This window comes from Amycolatopsis sp. TRM77291, from assembly GCF_054166285.1.
Genome location: NZ_JBSZHF010000001.1, coordinates 1,820,863 through 1,842,158 on the forward strand (window position 1 = coordinate 1,820,863; position 21,296 = coordinate 1,842,158).

A 21,296-nucleotide genomic window follows, 5' to 3' on the forward strand; every position below is an offset into this window, starting at 1 on the left:
GATACGGCTCCAATCACGCGAGTTACGCCTTCAATCACGCGAGATACGCCTCTGATCACGCGAGATACGGGGTTCAGGCCATCGGGGTGACGCCTCGCGGCGACCGGAACGTCCGGGCCGCGATCCACCCACCGGCCGCGGCCGCCACGGCGGCGATCGCGAGCGAAATGGGAACCGACCAGCCCGAAGGACGTCCGAGCGCGAGTGCACGGGTCGCGTCGATCGCGTAGGTCAGCGGGTTGAGCGCCGAGACCACTCGCAGCCACGTCGGCATCGTTTCGAGCGGCATGTACGCGCTGGACGAGAACATCAGCGGGAACATGACCACGAAGGACGCCATCTGCAGCGTTTCGGCCTTGCGCAGCCAGGTCGTGATGGCGACGAAGATCCAGCTCAGGCACCAGCCGACGACGAGCGTGAGCAAAAGAGCCGCGGTGACACCGAAAACACCGCCGGTCGGCCGGAAACCCAGCAGTACCACGCTGGCGAGCGCGGTCACCAGCAGTTGCACGCCGAGCCGGGCGGAATCCGAGATGGTGCGCGCGACCAGGACGGCCGAAAGGCTGATGGGCATGCAGCGGAGACGTCCGGTGAATCCACTGTAGATCTCAGCGAGCAGACCGGCCCCCGAACTCATCGCCGTCGTCATCGCGATGTTCACCAGCGTCGCAGGGACGAGGAAGTTCACGTAACCCTGGTAGGCCGCGACTCCGGGCAGCGTGCTGACGCCGTTGAAGACCTGGCTGAACAGCAGGAGGAGCACGATCGGTTGCAGCAGCCCGAAGAACACCAGCCGCCGGTCGCCGAAGGCCGTCTTCAGCGAGCGGGCGGCGAGCACCCGGACCTGGGTGGTGAAGGTGCTCGGCGGCCAGGTCGACGGGTCACCCAGCACCGGCGGGGACGGTGCGCGATGCCGTGCCTCGGTCATGGCGCGACCGCCGGATTCCGGTGCAGCGAAAGGTAGACGTCGTCGAGCGTCGGCTCGGCGACGGTGAGGTCCTTCATCGGCGCGCCCGCCGCGTCGAGCGCGCGCACCAGCACGGTGATGTCGGCGGGCCCGGCCAGCGCGACACCGATCACCAGCCCGGACGCCGACGCCGTGCAGCTCATGCCGAGCCGGTGGATCGCGGACAGTGCCCGGCGGGCGGCGAGATCGGTGCCGAAGGTCAGGGTCGCCGTCCGTTCCCCGAGCCGGGCCTTCAGTTCCGATGGCCGCCCGGAGACGGTCACATGCCCCAGCCCCAGCACGATGACGTGATTTGCCAGTCTGTCCGCCTCCTCGAGGTACTGCGTGGTGAGCACGACGGTGGTGCCGCGTGCGGCGAGCCGTTCGACGCCGTCCCAGAGCCCCGCGCGGCTGAGCGGGTCGAGGCCGGTCGTCGGTTCGTCGAGGAAGAGGACGTCGGGCGCGCCGACGAGCCCGGCGGCCAGGTCGAGCCGCCGCCGCATGCCGCCGGAGTACGTCCGCGCGGGACGGTCGGCCGCGTCGTCGAGACCGAACGTGGCGAGCAGTTCGGCCGCGCGGGCCCTGGCCTGACGCCGGTTCGCGCCCAGCAGCCTGGCGACGAGTTCGAGGTTGCCGCGACCGGAGAGCGCGTCGTCGACCGCCGCGAACTGGCCGGTGACCCCGATCCGCCGCCGGACGTGATGCCCGGCGCGCACGACGTCGAATCCGCAGACCTTGGCGCTGCCGCCGTCCGGTTTGACGCGCGTGCTCAGGATGTCGATCAGCGTCGTCTTGCCCGCGCCGTTGTGGCCGAGCACCGCGAGCACGGTGCCGCGGCCGACCCGGAGATCGACGCCGGCGAGGGCGGTCACCTCACCGTAGTGCTTGGCGAGGCCGGACACCTCGATGGCAGCCTGCTCCATTCGCCGAACGTAGCGGGGCGTTCGGTGCGGCCGCAATGCCCAGGGCCTCGTGCGTGGCAAGGGCGGTTAGAACCGTCATTACCACTCACGAGACCCAAGGCAAAACAGTTACGCCCATTACAATCTTTTCCCCTCGCGGAGCCGCTATTCCCGGGTTACTTGTCCCTCCGGCATTCCGTCAGTAGCGTGCTGCTCCAGTTGGCCGTTCGGCCGGATAAGTCGAAATGAGGAAGCCCGAATGTCAGTGCTGACCGGGCGCGTTCTGCGCGCCTTCCTGCTCCCGGCGGTGCTGGGGCTGGGCGCGCTTTCCTTGGCTTCCGCGTCCGCCGACCCCGCGCGGACACAGCAGACACGAGAAGCCCTCGCGCAGGAGCCCGCCATCGCCCAGGCCGGACTGACGTTCGGTTTCTACGTCGGCGACGAACAACAGCCCACGACCAGCCGGGTCGCGAAACTCGGATCGGACATCACCTTCCCGCAGGGCCGGTTCGACGGCAAGATCCTCGGTTTCACCGGACAGGTGCCGATCACCGGCAAACTCGCCATCCCGCCGACGTCGAGTTATTTCGTGTCCTTCCGCTTCATGCCCGCCACCGGTGACGTCGCACTCATCCCGGACGGCGACGCCACCGGCACGGTCCTCGTGAAGACCGGCGCCACCGGCGACTGCAAGGAGGTCGGCACCAACATCTGCGCGCACACCGACGTCACGAACAAGGTGTTCATCAAACTCACGAACGTCAAAGTGGACGGCAAGGTCCTCGACGTCGGCCCGAACTGCCGGACCGCGCAATCGGTCGCGGTGAACATCAAAGCGCTGGTGCCGCTCGCGTTCCCCGCCCCGCCGGTGAAGGTCACCAGCACCTTCACGACTCCGGGGTTCGCCGGCTGCGGGGTGCGTGAGGATCTGAGCCCGTTGCTGACCGGGCTGGTGTCCGGCCCCGGCAACACCCTGGTCACCAACCTCCGGCTGCGATGCGTCGGCGATGGCGGGCCCCCCAACGGATGTGGAGCCTGACGATGGCCAATCCAGTCGCCCTGCTCGCCCGCGCGCCGGAGAAGGCCGCCGCGGGCCTGCGCGAATTCGGCCGCATGTGCGCCATGGGGATCGACGTCGTCCTCGCGATGTTCCGCCGCCCGGTGCAGGTCCGCGAGTTCATCCAGCAGTTCTGGTTCATCGCGAGCGTGTCGATCACGCCCGCGATCCTCGTGTCGATCCCGTTCGGCGCGGTCATCTCGCTGCAACTGGGCTCGCTCACGAGCCAGATCGGCGCGCAGCAGTTCAACGGCGCCGCGAGCGTCCTCGCCGTCGTGCAGCAGGCAAGCCCGATCGTGACCACGCTGATCATCGCGGGCGCGGGCGGTTCGGCGATCTGCGCGGATCTGGGCGCGCGCTCCATCCGCGAGGAGATCGACGCGATGGAGGTGCTCGGTGTCTCGCCGATCCACCGGCTGATCGTGCCCCGTGTACAGGCGGCCATCGGCGTTTCAGTGCTGCTGAACGGTTTGGTCAGCGTTGTCGGCGTCCTCGGCGGCTACTTCTTCAACGTCATCGTGCAGGGCGGGACGCCGGGCGCGTACCTCGCGAGTTTCAACGCGCTGGCCCAGCTGCCCGACCTCGTGGTCAGCTCGATCAAGGCGTTCATCTTCGGTTTCCTCGCCGGCGTCGTCGCGGCCTACCGGGGCCTGAATCCCAAGGGCGGCCCCAAAGGCGTGGGCGACGTCGTCAACCAGTCGGTGGTGATCACGTTCCTGCTCCTGTTCTTCGTCAACACGATCCTGACCGCGCTGTACCTGCAGCTCGTCCCGGCGAAGGGAACCTGATCCCGTGACCAGCGTCCCCGAACGGGCCCGCGAGGCGTTCAAACGCCCCGGCAACAGTCTTTTCGAGCTGGGCGACCAGTTGCTGTTCTACATCCGGGCGCTCGCGGCGATCCCGATGGCGGTCACCCGCTACTTCCGGGAAGTGGTGCGCCTGCTCGCCGAAGTGACCTTCGGCAGCGGGGCCCTGGCGGTGATCGGCGGCACCGTCGGCGTGATGGTCGGCCTGTGCGTGTTCACCGGGATCACGGTGGGGCTGCAGGGTTTCAGCGCGCTGAACCAGATCAACATCTCCGCGATGACCGGCTTCCTCACCGCGTACTTCAACACCCGCGAGATCGCGCCGCTCTCGGCGGGGCTCGCGTTGTCCGCGACGGTCGGCGCCGGGTTCACCGCGCAACTGGGCGCCATGCGGATCTCCGAAGAGATCGACGCGCTCGAAGTGATGGCCGTGCGCAGCATGCCGTACCTCGTCACCACCCGGATCGTGGCCGGATTCATCGCGATCATCCCGCTCTACGTGATCGGCCTGCTGATCTCCTACCTCGGCTCACGGGTGACGACGGTCGTCTTCTTCGGACAGTCCGGCGGGACCTACGACCACTACTTCTCCCTGTTCCTGCCGCCTGAAGACGTGCTGTGGTCCTTCGCCAAGGTCCTCGTCTTCAGTGTCGGCGTCATCCTCACGCACTGCTTCTACGGTTATCGCGCCGCGGGCGGCCCGGCGGGCGTCGGGGTCGCGGTCGGCCGCGCCGTGCGGACGTCGATCGTGCTGATCAGCGTGCTGGACCTCTTCCTCAGCCTGGCGATCTGGGGCGCCACCACGACCGTGAAGGTGTCCGGATGAGCACGCGCGCACGGACGCAGGCGGCGGGGGTGATCTTCCTCGTCATCCTGGTGCTGCTCGGCTGGCTGGCCGTCGCCATCTTCAACAAGGACTTCGAACGCGCGGAACTGGTCACGCTCAAGACCGACCGCGTCGGAAACCAGCTCGCCCCGCCCGCCGAGGTCAAGGTCCGCGGTGTGCCGTTCGGCGAGGTCAGGGCGGTGCGGGGCACCGCGGAGGGCGCGGAGATCGACCTCGCCATCGACCCGGCGAAGATCGATCAGCTGCCGCGCAACGTCTCGGCGCGGTTGCTGCCGAAGACGGTGTTCGGCGAGCGTTACGTCAACCTCGTGCTCCCGGAGCGGCCCGCAGGAGGTTCGCTGCGCGACGGCGACGTCATCGGACAGGACCGGTCTTCCAACGCGATCGAACTGGAACGCGTCCTCGGTGATCTGCTGCCGCTGCTGCGCGCGGTGCAACCGCAGAAACTGAACAGTTCACTGGGCGCGATCTCGCTCGCGCTCGACAACCGCGGGAAGTCCTTGGGGGACAGCATCGTCCAGCTCAACGACCTGCTCGACCAGGTGAATCCGCTGATGCCGCAGTTCAAGGCCGACGTCACCGGTCTCGCCGACGTGGCGGACCTCTACACCGGTGCGGCGCCGGACATCCTCAAGGCGCTCTCGGATCTCTCCACCACCGCGAAGACCATTGTGGACACCCGGGCGGATCTCGACAAGCTGTACACCAGCGTCACCACCGCGAGCGGCGACCTGAACAAGTTCCTGGTGCAGAACAAGGACAACATCATCGGGGTCAGCGTGAAGAGCAGGCCGACACTCGAACTGCTGTCCCGCTATTCACCCGAGTTCCCCTGTCTGTTCGACGCGGTGAACCGGCTCAAGCCCGTGATGGAGAAGGCGTTGGGCAAGGGCACCGGGGAGCCGGGGCTGCACGTGACGCTGTCCGTCCACGACCCGCGCGACAAGTACGTGCCGGGCCGGGACGATCCTAGGTTCGACCAGAAGGGCGGGCCGCGCTGTTACGGCGGCGGCGGGACTTCGGCGGCGGTGGCGTTCGCCGCCGATGGGGACCTCGGCCCGGCCAATTCGAAGGGGGAGCGGGGGCTGGTCGCCGAGCTGCTGGCGCCGTCGCTCGGGATGAAGCCGGCCGAGGTCCCGGACTGGAGCAGCGTGCTCGTGGGCCCGGCCTTGCGCGGTACGGAGGTGACCGTCCGATGAGGGGTATCGCGGGGCCGGCGTTCAAGGGCCTGGTCTTCTTCGTGGTCACGGTGGTGGCGACCGGGATCCTGGCCATCACCATCGCCAATTCCGGGGTCGGCACCACGGTCGGCTACACCGCCAGGTTCACCGACGCCACGTCGGTCAACCCCGGCGACGAGGTCCGGATGTCCGGTGTCCGCATCGGCCAGGTGGATTCGGTCGGTGTGGTCGAACGGCGGCTGGCGGACGTGCGGTTCTCGATCGAGAACAAGCGCCGCCTCACCGCCGGGGCCACCGTCACCATCAGGTACCGCAACCTCGTCGGCCAGCGGTATCTCTCGATCGACCCCGGCCCGGACGGACCGGCGGTGCTCGACGAGGGAGCGTTGATCCCGCCGGAGCGAACGCAGCCGGCGCTGGATCTGACGGCCCTGTTCAACGGGTTCAAACCGCTGTTCCAGGCGCTTTCGCCGAGCGACGTCAACCAGTTGTCGTTCGAGATCGTCCAAGTGTTGCAGGGGGAGGGGAGCACCATCGACAGCCTGCTCGAACACACCGCGTCCCTCACGAACACGCTGGCGGGCAAGGACGAGGTGATCGGCCAGGTGGTCGGGAACCTCAACACGGTGCTCGACACGCTCAACTCCCAGGGCGACCAGTTCGACAAACTCGTCGACGTCACAGCGCAGCTGGTCTCCGGGCTCGCCGGTGACGCGAAACCGATCGGGCAGGCGATCGGCGGGCTCGGCGAGCTCACCACCGCCACCGCGGATCTGCTCCAGGACGGCCGCGCGCCGTTGAAGGACAGCATCAACACCCTCGGCGACCTGTCGAAGAACCTCGCCGACAACACCCCCGTGTTCGAGCAATTCCTGGCGAACCTGCCGAAGAAGCTGGATCGCATCGGCTCGATGGTCTCGTACGGCTCGTGGTTCAACTTCTACCTGTGCTCGGTGAAATCGGACGCGCCGCCCGCTCCTGGCGGCCCGCCGGTCGGTATCCCGCTGACCCAGGGACGGTGCCGGTGAAAGCGCCGAGGATCAAACCCTTCCGCAGCCGCAACCCGATCGTCGTCGGCGCCGTCACGGCACTGTTGATGGCGGTGGCGGGCTCGGCGACCTTCTTCTCCGACGACCTCCCGCTGGTCGGCGGCGGAACCACGTACGCGGCCGAGTTCACCGAAGCCGCCGGTCTCAAACGCAACGACGAGGTCCGCGTGGCCGGGGTCAAGGTCGGCGAGGTCTCGGACGTCCTGCTGGACGGTGGCCGGGTCAAGGTCCTGTTCCGGGTCAAGGACACCTGGATCGGCAACCGCACGACCGCCGCGATCAAGATCAAGACGCTGCTGGGGCAGAAGAACCTGGTCCTCGACCCGGTCGGCAACGCGGAACTGGATCCGGACGAGCCGATCCCGGTGCAGCGCACGAGCTCGCCGTACGACGTCACCACGGTGTTCAACGACCTCGCGAACACGGTGGGCGCGATCGACACCGACCAGCTGGCGAAGGCGTTCGGGACGCTGTCGGAAACGCTCGGCGCCTCCACCCCGCAGGACGTCCGGACCGCGTTCGACGGCATCACCGCGCTGTCCAAGACGCTCGCCTCCCGCGACCAGGAGCTGGTGAAGCTGTTCGAGAACACGAACAAGGTGTCGAAGACGCTCGGGGACCGCTCGCAGCAGATCGAGGCGTTGATCCGCGACGGCAACACCCTGCTGACGGAGCTGAACGCGCGCAAGGACGCCATCGCGAAGCTGTTCAGCGGGGTGAAGAACCTGTCGATCCAGCTCAAGGGACTGGTGGCGGACAACCAGAAGACGCTCGGCCCGGCGCTCGACCAGCTCGATCGCGTCGCCACCGTGCTGCTGCGGAACCAGGACAAGCTCGACGAGAGCCTGCGGCTGGCCGGGCCCTTCTACCGCCTGCTCGGCAACGCGGTCGGCAACGGCCGCTGGATCGACACCTACATCTGCGGGCTCGTCCCGACCGGCGGCACGCCGGGCAGCTGCATGCCTTCGAGGAAGGGAGGACGCTGATGGGGCGCCACTTCACGTTGTCGGATCTCGGCGCGCAGGCCCGGCGGCGGGCCTGGGTGCGGAGGCTCGCGCTCGCCGTCGTCGCCGGGCTCCTCGTGACGGCGGCCTGGCCGCTGCTGACCAGGCAGGCCGACCGCGTCCTGACCGGGTTCTTCACCGCGACCGTCGGGGTCTACCCGAACACCGAGGTGCGGGTGCTCGGCGTCCCGATCGGTTCGGTGACCAAGGTCGAACCGCGCGGCACGACCGTCGAGGTGACCATGACGGTCCGGCCCGACGTCAAACTGCCCGCCGACGTCGGCGCCGTGGTGATCACGCCGAGCCTGGTCGCCGACCGGTACGTGCAGCTCACCCCGGTGTACGTCGGCGGGCCGGAACTGGGCGACGACGGACGGATCCCGCCCGAGCGCACCGTCACCCCGGTCGAGGTCGACGAACTCCTGGGAAGCCTCAACCAGCTGATGACCGCGCTGGGGCCGAAGGGCGCCAACCGGGACGGCGCGGTCAGCGACGTCCTGACCAAGGCCGCGGCCTACCTCGACGGCAACGGCGGCAAGCTCGGCGAGGCGATCAAGAACCTCGGCGAGTTCGCCAGGACCGCGAGCGACTCCAAGGACGACCTGTTCAACTCGGTCGACAACATCAGCAAGTTCACCGCGATGCTCGCGTCGAACGACGACAAGGTGAAACAGGCGATCCAGCAGATGTCCTCGCTCAGCAAGATCCTGGCCGATCAACGGGACCAGTTCTCCGGAGCGATGACCGAACTCACCGAGGCGCTCAGCGTGGTGCAGGGCTTCATCAAGGACAACCGCGGCAAGGTCAAGTCCGATGTGGACAAACTCGCCGAGATCACCAAGCTGCTCAGCCGGCAGAAGGAGTCGCTGAGCGAGGCACTCGACGCCGCGCCGAACGCGCTGGCGAACGTGCTCGGCGCGTACAACCAGGGCGCGGGAACGCTGGACGGCCGGGGGAACCTCACCGAGTTCTCGGGGGCGAAATGAAAACCCGGCCAGTGTCCTGCGGCGGAAAGACGGTGCGGATATCGGTGGATCCAGGTTTCCGCCGGCTGTGGCGCCGGTTCGTCCTCGTACCGGGTCGTACTCGGGCGGACCGGCGACGCGGTCGGCGGGAAGCTGGGCCGCCGAGATATGTGCCGTCCTTCCGGCGCAGGACACTATCTGCCGTCCTGGTCCTCGTGCTGGCCGCCACCGGTTGCAGCGGCGGTGTCGACGTCTACGACATCCCGCTGCCGGGCGGGGCCGCGCTGGGCGAGCGCCCGATCCACGTCACGGCGAGTTTCACGAACGTGCTGGATCTCGTGCCCCAGTCCGGGGTGAAGGTCAACGACGTCCCGGTCGGCCAGGTGCGGACCGTCGAGCTGGCGCCCGACGGCCGCAGCGCGGTGGTGGGCCTGCTCATCAACGGGGACGTGAACCTGCCCGCCAACTCCGTCGCACGGCTGCGGCAGGCGAGCATCCTCGGCGAGAAGTTCGTCGAGCTCGCGCCGCCGCCCGAGGGGACGCCGAGCGGGCGGCTGGTCGACGGCGCGGTGATCCCGCTGGCCAGCTCGTCGCTGACGCCGGAGATCGAGGAGGTGTTCGGCGCGCTTTCCCTGCTGCTCAACGGTGGCGGCGTCGCGCAGGTGCAGAACATCACCCGCGAACTCAACGACGCGCTCGGCGGCAAGGAGAGCGCGGCGCGCAGTCTGCTGTCCAATTTGGACAAGTTCGTGCGCGGTCTCGACGAGCACAAGGCCGAGATCACTCGCGCCATCGAGAGCGTCAACAAGCTCGCGGCGACGCTGAACGCGAACACCGAGGAGATCAAGGCGACGCTGAACGGGCTCACCCCCGGGATCGAGGTGCTGAACCAGCAGCGTCAGGCGCTGGTCGGGATGCTCAAGTCGCTGGACGGGCTGACCTCGGTCGCGGTCGACACGGTGAACCGCAGCAAGGACGACCTCGTCGCCGATCTCAAGGCGCTCGAACCGCTGCTGCGGAAGCTGGCCGACTCCGGGGACAAACTGCCGAAGGCGATGGAGATGATCTTCACCTTCCCGTTCCCCGACGCCGCGCTGGAGGCCATCCGCGGCGACTACCTGAACACGTTCCTGACCTTCAAGAACAGTGGTGGCCGCTGATGCTGACCAAGTTCGTCCGCGTGCAGCTGGTGGTCTTCGTGACCATCGCGGTCCTCGGCGTCGCGTACGTCGGCGCGACGTACGCGGGGCTGGACAAACTGGTGCTCGATCGCGGGTACACCGTCAAAGTGCGGCTCGCCACCGGTGGCGGCATCTTCAGCAACGCCGAAGTCACCTATCGGGGCGTGCCGATCGGCAGGGTCGGCGAACTGCGGCTGACGGCCTCCGGGATGGAGGTCGATCTCGAAATCGAGCCGGGCGGCCCGCAAGTGCCGGCCGACACCGAAGCCGTCGTCGCCAATCGGTCCGCCGTCGGCGAGCAGTACGTCGATCTGCGGCCGCGCCGCGGCGACGGCGCCATGCTGCGGGATGGTTCGGTGATCGCCGAGGCGGACACGAAGATCCCGCTGCCAGTGGACGTCGTTCTGTCCAGTGTGGACTCTTTCGCCAACTCGGTGCCGAAGCCGGCGCTGCGGACCGTGGTCGACGAGCTGTACAAGGCGACGTCCGATGCCGGCCCGGCGCTGGATCAGCTCGTCGGGCGGGGGATCGAGTTCGTGCAAGAGGCGAGCGCGCATGTCGGACCGTTGACCAGGTTCGTGACCGACGCGCAGACGGTGCTCGACACCCAGGTCTCGCAGGCCGACGCGATCCGCTCGTTCGGTACCAACGCGAAACTGCTCGCCGCGACCCTGAAGAACTCCGACGGTGACCTGCGGCGGCTGATCCCGGCCGTCCCGGCGGCCGCGAACGAGGTCAGCACGCTCCTGCGGGAGACCGGCCCGAGTCTCGGCATCCTGCTGGCCAACCTGCTGACCACCGCGGACGTGCTGGAAACGCGTCAGGACGGCATCGAGCAGCTGCTGGTCACCGCGCCGAAAGCGGTCGCCGCGGGGCACGCGATCATGGGACCGGACGGCGCGCGCGTCGGGCTCTCGCTGACGTTCTTCGATCCGCCGCCGTGCGTCACCGGTTACGGGACCGCTTACCGCGACGGGCTCGACACGTCTCCGCGTCCGTTGAACACCGCGGCGCGCTGTGCCCTGCCCAAGGGCAACCCCACGAACGTGCGCGGCTCGCAGAACGTGCCGGGAAGGTGAAGGCCATGACTCGAATCGCCGCGTTCCTCGCCGCTGCCGCTACGGCTTTGGCGGCCTGGTTCGGCTACTCATGGTGGGACGCGAGCCACGACGAGGGCGTCGCGCGGGCGACGGTCCGCGAAGAGGCGTTGCAGGTGGGCAGGCAGGCCGTCGCCGCTCTGACCACTTTGGACTACCGGCAGGCGGAGCAGGGCTACCAGAACTGGCTGAACCTGTCCGGTGGTGCGTTGCACGATGAGCTGGCGCGCGACCGCGAAGGTGGTCTCGGCCGGATCGGCCAGGCGAAGACCGTCACCACCGGCCGGGTCGTCGACGCCGCGGTGACCGAAGTGGACAGTGGCGGTGGAACTGCCGAAGTGATCGCTTCGGTCGAACTCGAGGTGCGGCCCGAAGGCGGGGAGGCGGTGACCAAGCACAACCGGTTCCGCGCCGGCCTGAACCGGACACCGGACGGGTGGCGCGTCACGTCGCTCGGCCAGGTGCCGGTGACCGACACCGGAAAGCCCTGACGGAGGACGGGATGACCACGAAACGAGCCGTCAAACCACCGCGGCGCGCGGTGAAGGTCGCCGGGAAGATGGGCGGGAGCACAAAGGTTCTCGAAGCGCCCGCCGAGGAAGTTCTCGAGGAGGCCCCGGCCGTTGTCGCTCCGGTGCGGCGGCGGGGAGCGATGGTGTTCGGCGCGGTCGCGCTGGTGATGGCGGGCCTCGCGGGGTGGTTCGCCGTCGAGGCGCGCGACACCACGGCGGTGCTGGCGCACAACACGGCGCTGACCGACGTCGCCACCACCGCGGAGGTGAGCGACCAGATCGGCAAGGCGCTCGGCACGGTCTTCTCCTACCGCTACGACGACCCGGCGAAGAGCGAGCAAGCCGCGAAGGAGGTCCTCACCGGGCCGGCGCTGGGGCAGTACGACCAGCTGTTCGCGCAGGTCCGGGGACTCGCGGCGGACCAGAAGCTGGTCGTGACCTCGACGGCTGTGGTCTCGGGGGTGAAGGTCCTCGACGGGGACCGGGCGTCGCTGCTGGTGTTCCTGGACCAGACCGGCGTGCGCGGGGACGGGCAACGTAGTACCGGCGCGGCTCAGCTGAGCGTTTCCGCAGAACGGGCCGAGGGGAAGTGGCGGGTGACCGCGCTGGCCGCCGCCTGACCGGTTCGTTCTGCGCGGGGTGTGTGGAAATAGGGACGTTGAGTGTCCCTGTTTCCACACACCCCGCACTCAATGTCACCAAGGTCCCGCGACGGAAACCGAGTGTGACGCGCGGGCACCCGACCTCCGTCGGCGATCGCGTCGCGAAAGCCACTTTCGGGACCTCAGACGTCCCGAATGTGGCTTTCGCGACANCCCCGCACTCAATGTCACCAAGGTCCCGCGACGGAAACCGAGTGTGACGCGCGGGCACCCGACCTCCGTCGGCGATCGCGTCGCGAAAGCCACTTTCGGGACCTCAGACGTCCCGAAAGTGGCTTTCGCGACACCACCCCCGCGCTCCTGAAGGCTCCGGGGACCTTCACGCGTGCCGTGCACGGGATCTCGGGAGGTTCCCAATGTCGCATTAGAGACGCTCAGCGTCTCAAATGCGACATTGGGAACACGCGGGTCCGCGAGGCCGCTTCGCCGAGCGTCCCCAATGCCATATTGGGGACGCCCGAGCAGCCCGCAAACCTCACGAAGGGGCGGCCCGCAGCGCCAGGATCATCTCGAACCGTCGCTCAGGATCCCGCAGCCCGTCCGCGAACAACGCCTCCAGTTCCTGGGCACGCGACCGCACCGTCTGCGGGTGCACGGCGAGCCGCTCCGCCACCTCGCGCACGTTCCCGCAGGTCTCCAGCCACGCCAGCAGTGTCCCCGCCAGCCGCGAATGCTGCTTGCCGGTCAACCCGGCCAGCGGCCCGAGCCGTTCCCGGACGAGTTCGGTGGCCAGGAACGGTTCCTTGAGCAGCCACAGGCGCGAAAGATGGTCGACACACCATGTCACGGGCTCGTCGGCGAGCGCCCCCGAGTCGACGAGTCGCAGGGCTTCGCGTGCGGCCCGCAGCGAGCGTGCCGCGAAAACGGGCGGGACGGCGGGGCCGATCGCGGCCCGCCAGCCGGCCAATTCTTGGGCGAATCGGTCGCGTTCGTCCGGTTCCGGCGCGGGCATGAGGAGGCAGGGGGTGGCGCTCTCGAAGTCGGCCAGCGCGCTTGGCGCGGCCGTAGGTGCTTCGTCCGAGGGCCGGTCGAGGGCGACGGCGACGAGCCGGTCCGGTAGTTGCCAGCGGGCGAGGTCGGCGGCGTGTTTGACGACCTCGGGCGGTGACGGCGGCTCGGCGAGCAGGAGTTCCATCAGGCGGTGCCGCCGGCGCTCCAGTGCGCCGGCGGCCTTTTCCCGTGCTTCCGCGTGACCCTCGACCGACAGCGCCGACAGTTCGTCGATATAGGCGAAGATCGCCTCCGCGAGCAGGCACAGCGTCGCCGAAGGAACACCCGCGCGGCGGCCGGCTTCGGCCACCCGGCGCCAGGTCACCCTGGCGCCGACGCGGTACGCCGCCTGGAGGACGTCGACGTTGCGGCCCTGATGGAACTCCTGGACACCCAGGCTCAGGAACACGCTCCGGCGGTCCTCCGACGGCGCGTCCGGGTTCCCGATCCGCTCCACGAACTGCAGGAACGCCATCTGGACACCGGTCTTGAGCGCCTTCCCGAACGCGCCGTCCAGTGGCCGCGCGTAGTCGGGGATGGTCCGCTGGATCTCGCGGACCACCTCCCCGGCCACGTCGGCCAGCACCGGCCTGAACACCGTCGCCAGTTCTCTCGGCAGCAACGCCCAGAGCTGCACCGGGCGCCCGCCCGGCCCACCCGGCCGGGCAGGCGTGAGCAGCGGTCCGTACGTCGCCTCGACCCCGCTGCGGGCGTCCTGCGGTCGGGTCACCTCGTCACCTCGTTGTGAGTGGGAACGCTGATCGGTCAGTCCTCGGCGAGCAGGGCCTCCGCGCGCAGGGCGATCTCCATGTCGAGCCGGTCGTCGGCGTTGTTCAACCGGTCGCCGAAGAGATCGATGAGCTGGTGCATGCGGTACCGGACGGTCTGCGGGTGGACCTTGAGTTTCTTCGCGATCTCCGGAGCGCTGCCCCGGGATTGCAGCCAGATCAGCAACGTCTCGCCGAGCCGCGCCCGCTGTTTGGGGGTGAGGTCGTCGAACGGGGCGAGGCTGCGCGTGCACAGTTCACGGACCAGGAACTCGTCCGCGAGCAGCCACAGGGTGGACAGGTGATCGCTGTACCGCGTGACCGGATTGTCCGGAAGCACCCCGCGCTGGACCAGCCGCAGCGTGCGGCGGGCCCACATCAGCGAGCGCGGCGCTTCGGTGAGCCGCACGGCCGGGCCGATCACCGCGCGCCAGCCGGGGAGCCGTTCGGCGAGATCCTTCAGGTGCTTGTCCGGGTCGCCGGTGACCAGGCAGGGTTTGGGACCCTCGAAGTCGACGAGGACGTCGGCGTCCAGGTCGGCGCTGTCGGGGTCCAGCGGGCCGAGCCGTCGCTCCAGCGCGACGACCGTGATCTCGGCAGGCAGCGCCCACTGCGCGTTGGCGGCGTGGGACGCGATCGACTGCGGTGACGCCGGGGGATCGGAGAGCATCAGTTCGAGCAGCCGGCGCCTGCGTCTGGCCCTGGTGCCCGCGGCCCGCTCCTGCGCGGCCGTGTAGCCCTCGATGGACAGTGCGGAAATCTCGTCCACGTAAGCGAAAATCGCTTCGGCCGCGGTGCACAGGAGATCGGCGTCCGCTCCGATCGCCTGCCCGAATTCCGAAACGTGCCGCCACGCGACGCGACCGCCGACCCGGTAGGCCGTCTGCAGACAGTCGAGGCTGCGTCCCTCGTTGAATTCGACCTTCCCGAGGTTGCGGAACACCGCCGACCATTTGTCGAGCGGCGCCGTCCCCTGACCGACGGTATCGAGGCAGTGCAGGATCGCCTGCCGGATACCCTGCGTGATGATCTGTCCGAACGCGCCTTCCAACGGCTGCGCGTATTCGGGAACGGCTCGTTGCACCTCCTGCAGGATGGCTCGTGCCAAGGGGTCGGCCCGCGGCCGGAACCGCTCGCCCAGGTCTCTGGGCAGTGACGCCCACAGTCCATTCGCACCGGTGCTGCGCACAGGTCGGTTCTCCACTGGGGTTCTCGGTGCCGGCGTGAAGGCGCGCGGTCGCTGGACCGGACCCGGTGGCTGGCGGAGCGGGGTGGCGGGGTGGCGCACGCCGGGTTCGGGTCGTGCGGTCCGCAGATCGTGCCGCGAGTATCCGGTATCCAAGTCGGTCATGTTTTTTATCCTTGCTGGCAACAAAATCAGCCTCTTCAACGGTGAAGCCGATCCAGATTTTGTGGCTCACGCAACATAAAATCGCCCGGGGGCACTGTCAACGGCTGGCGGGAGCTTGATCGGCCACCTGGATGGACTACACCCGAACGGGTGGTCCGATCCGATGACGAGTGACATTTAGGCCGGCTTGAGATGGCGTCCGGATGACAATTTTTCCGGGACGTTTCCGGGCGCTTCCGCCGCCTCGCTGGCGCGGATGAGCACCTCGACGACCTCGTCCAGGGTCAGCCGGGCCGGCGCGGTCCCGGTGAGGAAGCGTTCGAGCTCGTCGCCGAACCGGGCCGGGTCGGCCACATGTGGAAAGTGTTTCGCATTTTCGAACACCGTCAATCGGCTGTCCGGCAGCACTTCGGCGGTCGCGCGGCCGTGGGCGACCGGGATGAGCGGGTCGCGCGCGCCCCAGACGACGAGGGTGGGCACCTCCCTGGCGAGATAGAGCTTGTCGATCGCGCTCGCGCGCTGACCCCTGAGGTCGATCAGGCTGCGCGCGATGGACAGGAATGCCCGCCGCCTGCCCGGGTCGGCCAGTGACGCGAAGTGACGGATCAGCTCCCGGGTCTCGGGAGAGAGCTTTCCGCCGAACGAGCGGCAGGCGGCGGCGATCCCGCGGGCGATCGCGACGGTGGCCGGGTTGACCGCGAGGGTGAGCGTCGCGCTGGCCCCGGGCAGCGCCGTCGCGCGCAGTACCGGGGACACCTGCGGGCCGAGCCCGCCGCTGTCCACGAGCACCAGCCGGGCGCACATCTCGGGGAACTGGTAGGCGAACTGCATCGCGATCCCGCCGCCGAGGGAGTGTCCGACGATGGTCGCGTGCCGGTTCCGGGTGAGCGCGAGGACGTCGCGGACCACGCTGGCCATCGCGCCGAGGCCGTAATCGGCCCGAGGGGCGGCCGAATCACCGTGGCCGGGCAGATCGGGGGCGAGGACGTGGCGTCCGAACCCGGTCCGCTCGAAATGGTCGAGCAGCGGGACCCAGGTCTCGCCGCTGCCCGAGATCCCGTGCAGTAGCACGAGCGGTTCGCCCGCAGCGTCCGTTGTGGACGGAACGTATTCCCGTAGCCGGATTTCCCGCCCGTGCAGGGTCAGTGTGCGCGCTTCGAGGGCCATGTCCCGCCTTTCCGTTGTCAGGCGTCAAAATAACGTGTAGAACGCCGGGTGTGTCAGCGTGTCGCCGGACACGTCCGGCAATTGCGACACAGGTGACAAGAATGCCTCGGCCGACCCCGAGCCGGATGCCAAAACCGCGCGGTCCCGGCAATTGCGCATCGACTTTTCCCTGCCGTCCCGGTATTCAGGAAAGCGTCGGTAAACACCCGTAACGACGGAGAACGCGATGGCCTGCCGGGCGGACTTCCACGTCGATCAGCCGAGGGCGAAACGCGCCCGCCGCGGCCTCCGCTGGGTGCTCCCCACCGTGCGGCCGCCGGAACGCCGGGTCCGGCGGGTCAGTTCCCTGGCGGCCCTTCGTCGCGGCGGTGGGCGCGCATGAGCCGTTGCGCGCGGAGCGCGAGCTGCATGTTCAGCCGGTCGTCGGCGTCCTTGAGGCGGTCGCCGAACAGGTCCTCCAATTGACGGAGGCGGTTCCGCACGGTCTGCGGATGCACGCCGAGCCGCTGTGCGATCTCCGGGGCGCCACCGCGCGTCTCCAGCCACGCCAGCAGGGTTTCGCTGAGCCGCTCCTGCTGTTTCCCGCTCAGCGAGGTGAACGGGTCGAGGCTCTGCTTGGCGAGTTCGGCGCCGAGGAAGTCCTCGGCGAGCAGCCACAGCGTGGCGAGGTGATCCCGGCACCAGATGACCGGGCCGGGCGCGTCGTCGCTGTTCAGCAGTAGCGCGCGGCGGGCGGTGCGGAGGGCGGCCGGGGCATCGGCGAGCGGCACGACGGGGGAGACCGCCACACGCCAGCCGTCCAGCGCGTCCTTCAGCGGGGCGAGATCGGTGTCCGGATCCGCGGTGAGCAGGTACGGCTCGGCCGTGTCGAGGTCGGCCAGCACGGTGGTGTCCAGGAGATGGACCGGGAATTCCGCTGCGCCGGGAGCGCGCTGCAGCGCGACCATGGCCGCGGCTCCCGGAACCCGCCAGCCGGCGCCGTCGGCGAGGCTGGCGATGCTGCACGCGGACCCTTCCGGCGCCTGGGCGATCAGTTCGAGCAGGCGACGGCGCCGGAGCGGGATCGCGCCCGCCGCCCTGGCTTCCGCCTCCTGATACCCCTCGATCGTCGTGGCGCACAGTTCGTCGACGTAGACGAAGACGGACTCGGCCGCGAGCGCGATGACGTCGGAGCCGACGCCGAGTCCGCGCACGACGGGCCGCATCGCCCGCCATGCCGCCCGTGCGCCGACGGTCACGCTGTCGTGCAACGGTTCCAGGCTGCGGCCTTCGGTGAATTCGATCCGCCCGCGCATGCGGTAGAAGTCGATCCAGCGGTCGTGGGGCACGTCCGGATCGCCGATGCACTCGACGTAGTGCCGCACCGCCCGTTCGCAGGAGACGACCAGGACGCGGCCGAAGACACCGCGCAACGGCTGCGAATACGCGGTGACCGAACGCTGCACCTGCTTGACCATGGCGGCCGCGGCGTGCCCGGTATACGGACGCAGTTCTTCGCCGAGCGAACGCGGCAACGCCGCCAGCATGCCGAAACCGCGGTACTCCACCACCAGGACCACCCTTTGATTTTCTTCGAACGCCGGAAGGAAACATGAATCCGTTTGCATAACCGCGTCGGATCGACGGGAACGGTGCGGGCCGTTTGTACTGGATCGGCGGACGGCGTGTACCCCGAATGTGACGTTGAATTTGCAACGGAAAGTCGCGACGCTCAGCCACGTGACAACGAGCGGGCGTTTCGGTGTGACGTCTTTTGACACGGATGTGTCGGCGGTTCTACGCTCCGTGCATTCGAGTGCGCCGGTGGCGCGCGGACGAAAGGGAATGGGTGCCCGTAATCGTCGGCCTACTTCACAGCGGGGGATCGCACACGTGAGCTGGCAGCCCGTCGGCGTGTTGTGGGAACGCCTCCCGAGGGAACTCGGTGACGCCGTCCGCCCGCGGATCCCGGCGATCGCCCGGCACTGCGTCGACGCCGTGGTGTCCGAGATCGGCGAATGCGCCGAAGTGTTCAGCGACGGCGAGGCCCGTGCCGCGGCCGTCGAGCTGACCAGGCGCGGTATCGAACGCGCCATCGACCGGGTCGGCGTCCCCGAACTCCTGCAGAACGATCTCCTGGTGGATTTCCGCGCGCAGGGCCGGATCGCGTTCCAGCAAGGGCTCAGCCGGGAGGCCGCGCAGGCGGCGTTCCGGGTCTCGAGCCGGGTGCTGTGGCGCTCGATCGCCGCGATCGGCAGACAGCTCCAGTTGCCGGGCGACGTCCTCTACGGCGCCGCGGAGTGCCTGTTCGGTGACGTCGTCGAGGTGACGATGGCGCTGACGGACGGATACAACGCCGCCCAAGCCGAGGCGACGGGGCCCGCGGAGCAGCGGGCGAGGCTGTTCCGGCTGCTGACCGGTGGCTCCGGGTACAGCCAGGCCGACGCCGGCGCCCTCGCCGTCGCGATCGGCTGGCGGATCCCCGAACGGATCACCGCGGTCGTCTTCACCGCGGCGCCCGGCGCGCCCTCGTTCCCGCCAGGCCTGCTGCCCCCCGCGGTTCCGGTGGACCTCGTCTCCGACGTGCCCGGCGCGCTGGTCGCCTGTCCACAGGCCGACCTCGACGGCCTGCGGGAACTGCCGTCCGGCTGGTCGGCGACGGTCGGGGTGTCCGTCCCGGCCGGGCAGGCGGCCGAGTCGTTCCGGATCGCCAGGCGTGCGTCCGAACTCACCCGGCGGGGGATGATCACGACGGTCGGACCGGTGCTGTGGTGCGAGGAGCACATCACCACATTGCTGTTGCTCGCCGACGAATTCCTGCTCGACCGGCTGGCAGGGGAGGCGCTCGAACCGTTGTCGGGGCTGGCGCCGCGCCAGCACGACGAACTGGCGGCGACCCTGCTCACGCAGGTGCAGACGCGGGGGAGCGCGCCCGAGATCGCCCGGCGGCTCGCCGTGCATCCGCAGACGGTGCGGGCGCGGCTGCGGCGGCTCACGGAGCTGTTCGGCGAACGGCTGGACGATCCGGATCAGCGGTTGCGGATCGAGCTGGCGCTGCGCGCGGAACGGCTGCGCCCCGCCGACGTCTGACGCGCTCCCGCCACGGGGAACACCCAGCGGCGGTAGCCCCACCAGCGGAACGCCGAACCCGCCGCCGTGCCCAGCAGCATCCCGCTGACGAAGTCGGCGATCTCCTGGACGAGGAAGCTGACTTCGGGCACCTCGAGCCGCAGGACGTAGCGCGAGATCAGCGGCGGGCACAGGTTGATCGTCACGGCGATCACGTTCACGGTGAAGAACAGCACCGCTTCCGGGAAGCCGCGTCTGCCGCCGCGGGTGTGGAAGGCCCAGCGCCGGGACAGCAGATACGCGAAGACGGTCGCCACGACGGTCGCGATCGCGAGCGCCGTGACCGGTTTCTCGGGCAGGACGGTGAGTTTCAGCCCGTAGTTGGCCCCGAGCGTGAGCCCGAAAGCCGCGAGACCGACGGTGGCGAACCGGAGCAGCTCACGCCGCCCGCCGGTCCGCGCACCGTCGTCCACAAAGGATTCCGGGGCGGTTCCGAGCACCGCCCGCTCAGCAGTTCGACGTCGCCGGGGCGCCCGCGACCCGGTCCTTGAGGAAGGCGAGCACGTCGGCGTTGCCGGTGTAGACCGCCGTGATGTGGTCGGTGTCGAAGGCCTTCCAGGTCGTCTTGACGCCGGCGGCACAGTAGGCCTTGCGCAGCGCCTCGGCCTGGGCGAACTGCACGAGCTGGTCCTGGGTGGCGTGGTAGAGGAACACCGGGACCTTCGGCGGAGTGCCGCCGAGCTTGTTCTCGTTGAGCCGTTTCACCCATTCCGGCCGCACGTAACCGGCGCTGGTCGTGTAGTCGGCGATCTTCTGGTTCGCGTACGTGGTGAGCAGCTCGAACGTGCAAGCGCTCTTCTGCATTTCCGCCAGCTTTACGCGGCCGTTGTCGCTGAGGAACGAGTCCAGTTTCAGTTCGGGGTAGGCGTGGTCGAGGCCGATCAGGGCGTAGGCGAAGACGCCGAAACCGAACTTCCCGTCGAGTTGCAGGGTGACCTGGACGAGGTCGGCGGGCACGCCGCCGGCGGCGACACCGACGAGATTCAGCTCCGGCGCGTACGCGGGTTGCAGTTCGCCCGCCCAGGCCGCCGCCCCGCCGCCCTGCGAGTACCCGCGGAAGAGCACCTTGGCGTCGGTGGACAGCTTCGCCTCCGGCAGGCGCTGCGCGGCGCGGACCGCGTCGATCATCGCCGGCCCTTCCGAACGCCCGACCACGTACGTCGTCTTCGGATCTTGGCGATAGCCCTCGTAGTCGGTGAGCGCGACGGCGAATCCGGCGTCGAGCGCGTCGTCGAGGCCGGACTGCTCGTAGAACGCGCCGATGTCGATCATCTTCGACGGCGTGCAGTGGAAGGCGGGGCCGTGCGTACCGGCACCGAACGAGACGATCGGTGCCTTCGCCGGGTCCACGTTCTTCGGTACCAGCACGGTCCCGGTCACCGCGTCCGGCCGCCCGAGGGCGTCCGTCGACAGGTACATCACCTGCCACGCGTTGACGGAATCCTTACGCGGACCGGCTTTCGAGACACGCGAGCGGATGATGTCACCCGGTTTCCCCGCCGGGAGCGGGGACGGCGGGGTGTAGAACGAGTCGTCGGACGCCGGGGCGGCGGAACTCGCCGGGTTCCCGCTCAGCACGGTCAGGAGACCGGCGGACAGGACGATCGCCAGCGCGACGGCGAGTGTCCGGCGGGACGGGCGGGGGAACGTGGTCGGCACGGCCGGGCCTCCAGGGCGGGGTGGGCTGGTTGACGGGCGGAGCGT

Annotated in this window: 20 protein-coding genes; 12 read left to right on the top strand and 8 right to left on the bottom strand. The window is 69.0% G+C overall.

All coding sequences use genetic code 11. The features are described from left to right. Window positions 1-73: 73 nt before the first annotated feature. Entirely contained in the window at window positions 74-928 is an 855-nt protein-coding gene (locus tag ACXIZN_RS08605; protein ID WP_457953474.1) for an ABC transporter permease, read from the bottom strand. Next, window positions 925-1,869, bottom strand: coding sequence for an ATP-binding cassette domain-containing protein (locus tag ACXIZN_RS08610; RefSeq protein WP_457953475.1), 945 nt, complete (start codon window positions 1,867-1,869; stop codon window positions 925-927). The genes ACXIZN_RS08605 and ACXIZN_RS08610 overlap by 4 nt, the downstream gene beginning before the upstream one ends. A gap of 238 nt (window positions 1,870-2,107) precedes the next feature. On the opposite strand from ACXIZN_RS08610, the gene ACXIZN_RS08615 reads away from it, so the two are divergent. From ACXIZN_RS08615 to ACXIZN_RS08665, 11 genes are all read left to right on the top strand, one after another. After that, a complete protein-coding gene (locus ACXIZN_RS08615; protein ID WP_457953476.1) occupies window positions 2,108-2,887 on the top strand; it encodes a hypothetical protein in 780 nt (259 codons plus the stop codon). Window positions 2,888-2,889: 2 nt separating this feature from the next. Further along, window positions 2,890-3,693 (top strand): MlaE family ABC transporter permease, encoded by an 804-nt coding sequence (locus ACXIZN_RS08620; RefSeq protein WP_125796979.1) that lies wholly within the window; start codon window positions 2,890-2,892, stop codon window positions 3,691-3,693. A 4-nt stretch (window positions 3,694-3,697) separates the two neighbouring features. Continuing rightward, complete coding sequence (locus tag ACXIZN_RS08625; protein WP_034315131.1) at window positions 3,698-4,537, top strand: MlaE family ABC transporter permease; 840 nt, start codon at window positions 3,698-3,700, stop codon at window positions 4,535-4,537. After that, on the top strand, window positions 4,534-5,757 hold the full coding sequence (locus tag ACXIZN_RS08630) for an MCE family protein (RefSeq protein ID WP_457953478.1): 1,224 nt from the start codon (window positions 4,534-4,536) through the stop codon (window positions 5,755-5,757). The genes ACXIZN_RS08625 and ACXIZN_RS08630 overlap by 4 nt, the downstream gene beginning before the upstream one ends. Further along, window positions 5,754-6,767, top strand: a complete 1,014-nt coding sequence (locus ACXIZN_RS08635; protein ID WP_126734319.1) for an MCE family protein — start codon at window positions 5,754-5,756, stop codon at window positions 6,765-6,767. Before ACXIZN_RS08630 ends, ACXIZN_RS08635 begins: the two co-directional genes overlap by 4 nt. Then, the gene (locus ACXIZN_RS08640; RefSeq protein ID WP_257486031.1) at window positions 6,764-7,774 is read left to right on the top strand and encodes an MCE family protein; all 1,011 of its coding nucleotides are present in this window, start codon (window positions 6,764-6,766) and stop codon (window positions 7,772-7,774) included. Before ACXIZN_RS08635 ends, ACXIZN_RS08640 begins: the two co-directional genes overlap by 4 nt. Then, window positions 7,774-8,778 carry an MCE family protein gene (locus ACXIZN_RS08645; protein WP_257486032.1) on the top strand — a complete coding sequence of 335 codons (1,005 nt, stop codon included), beginning with the start codon at window positions 7,774-7,776 and terminating at the stop codon, window positions 8,776-8,778. Before ACXIZN_RS08640 ends, ACXIZN_RS08645 begins: the two co-directional genes overlap by 1 nt. Window positions 8,779-8,927: 149 nt before the next feature. Next, the gene (locus ACXIZN_RS08650; RefSeq protein ID WP_457953479.1) at window positions 8,928-9,917 is read left to right on the top strand and encodes an MCE family protein; all 990 of its coding nucleotides are present in this window, start codon (window positions 8,928-8,930) and stop codon (window positions 9,915-9,917) included. Further along, window positions 9,917-11,017 (top strand): MCE family protein, encoded by a 1,101-nt coding sequence (locus ACXIZN_RS08655; RefSeq protein ID WP_457953481.1) that lies wholly within the window; start codon window positions 9,917-9,919, stop codon window positions 11,015-11,017. Before ACXIZN_RS08650 ends, ACXIZN_RS08655 begins: the two co-directional genes overlap by 1 nt. 5 nt (window positions 11,018-11,022) lie before the next feature. Beyond that, window positions 11,023-11,526, top strand: a complete 504-nt coding sequence (locus tag ACXIZN_RS08660) for a hypothetical protein (RefSeq protein ID WP_126734315.1) — start codon at window positions 11,023-11,025, stop codon at window positions 11,524-11,526. Between the two features lie 11 nt (window positions 11,527-11,537). Then, window positions 11,538-12,167 (top strand): hypothetical protein, encoded by a 630-nt coding sequence (locus tag ACXIZN_RS08665; RefSeq protein ID WP_457953483.1) that lies wholly within the window; start codon window positions 11,538-11,540, stop codon window positions 12,165-12,167. A 517-nt stretch (window positions 12,168-12,684) separates the two neighbouring features. On the opposite strand, the gene ACXIZN_RS08670 is transcribed toward ACXIZN_RS08665, so the two are convergent. The 4 genes from ACXIZN_RS08670 to ACXIZN_RS08685 all read right to left on the bottom strand — a co-directional run bounded on the left by ACXIZN_RS08670 (window position 12,685) and on the right by ACXIZN_RS08685 (window position 18,043). Next, a complete protein-coding gene (locus tag ACXIZN_RS08670; protein ID WP_457953485.1) occupies window positions 12,685-13,929 on the bottom strand; it encodes a PucR family transcriptional regulator in 1,245 nt (414 codons plus the stop codon). A 35-nt stretch (window positions 13,930-13,964) separates the two neighbouring features. Next, window positions 13,965-15,155 carry a helix-turn-helix domain-containing protein gene (locus ACXIZN_RS08675; protein WP_185927192.1) on the bottom strand — a complete coding sequence of 397 codons (1,191 nt, stop codon included), beginning with the start codon at window positions 15,153-15,155 and terminating at the stop codon, window positions 13,965-13,967. Window positions 15,156-15,494: 339 nt separating this feature from the next. Further along, window positions 15,495-16,484, bottom strand: coding sequence for an alpha/beta fold hydrolase (locus ACXIZN_RS08680; RefSeq protein ID WP_457953486.1), 990 nt, complete (start codon window positions 16,482-16,484; stop codon window positions 15,495-15,497). A 338-nt stretch (window positions 16,485-16,822) separates the two neighbouring features. Continuing rightward, the gene (locus ACXIZN_RS08685; protein WP_457953488.1) at window positions 16,823-18,043 is read right to left on the bottom strand and encodes a PucR family transcriptional regulator; all 1,221 of its coding nucleotides are present in this window, start codon (window positions 18,041-18,043) and stop codon (window positions 16,823-16,825) included. A gap of 313 nt (window positions 18,044-18,356) precedes the next feature. Here ACXIZN_RS08685 and ACXIZN_RS08690 point away from each other — a divergent pair, with 313 nt between their 5' ends. Further along, on the top strand, window positions 18,357-19,553 hold the full coding sequence (locus ACXIZN_RS08690; RefSeq protein ID WP_457953490.1) for a helix-turn-helix domain-containing protein: 1,197 nt from the start codon (window positions 18,357-18,359) through the stop codon (window positions 19,551-19,553). Here ACXIZN_RS08690 and ACXIZN_RS08695 read toward each other — a convergent pair. Both ACXIZN_RS08695 and ACXIZN_RS08700 read right to left on the bottom strand, forming a co-directional pair. Next, window positions 19,493-20,032: a GtrA family protein gene (locus ACXIZN_RS08695; RefSeq protein WP_457953491.1), complete on the bottom strand. Its 540-nt coding sequence runs from the start codon at window positions 20,030-20,032 to the stop codon at window positions 19,493-19,495. The genes ACXIZN_RS08690 and ACXIZN_RS08695 overlap by 61 nt on opposite strands. Before the next feature lie 7 nt (window positions 20,033-20,039). Beyond that, window positions 20,040-21,251 (bottom strand): lipase family protein, encoded by a 1,212-nt coding sequence (locus ACXIZN_RS08700; RefSeq protein WP_457960487.1) that lies wholly within the window; start codon window positions 21,249-21,251, stop codon window positions 20,040-20,042. Between the last annotated feature and the right edge of the window lie 45 nt (window positions 21,252-21,296).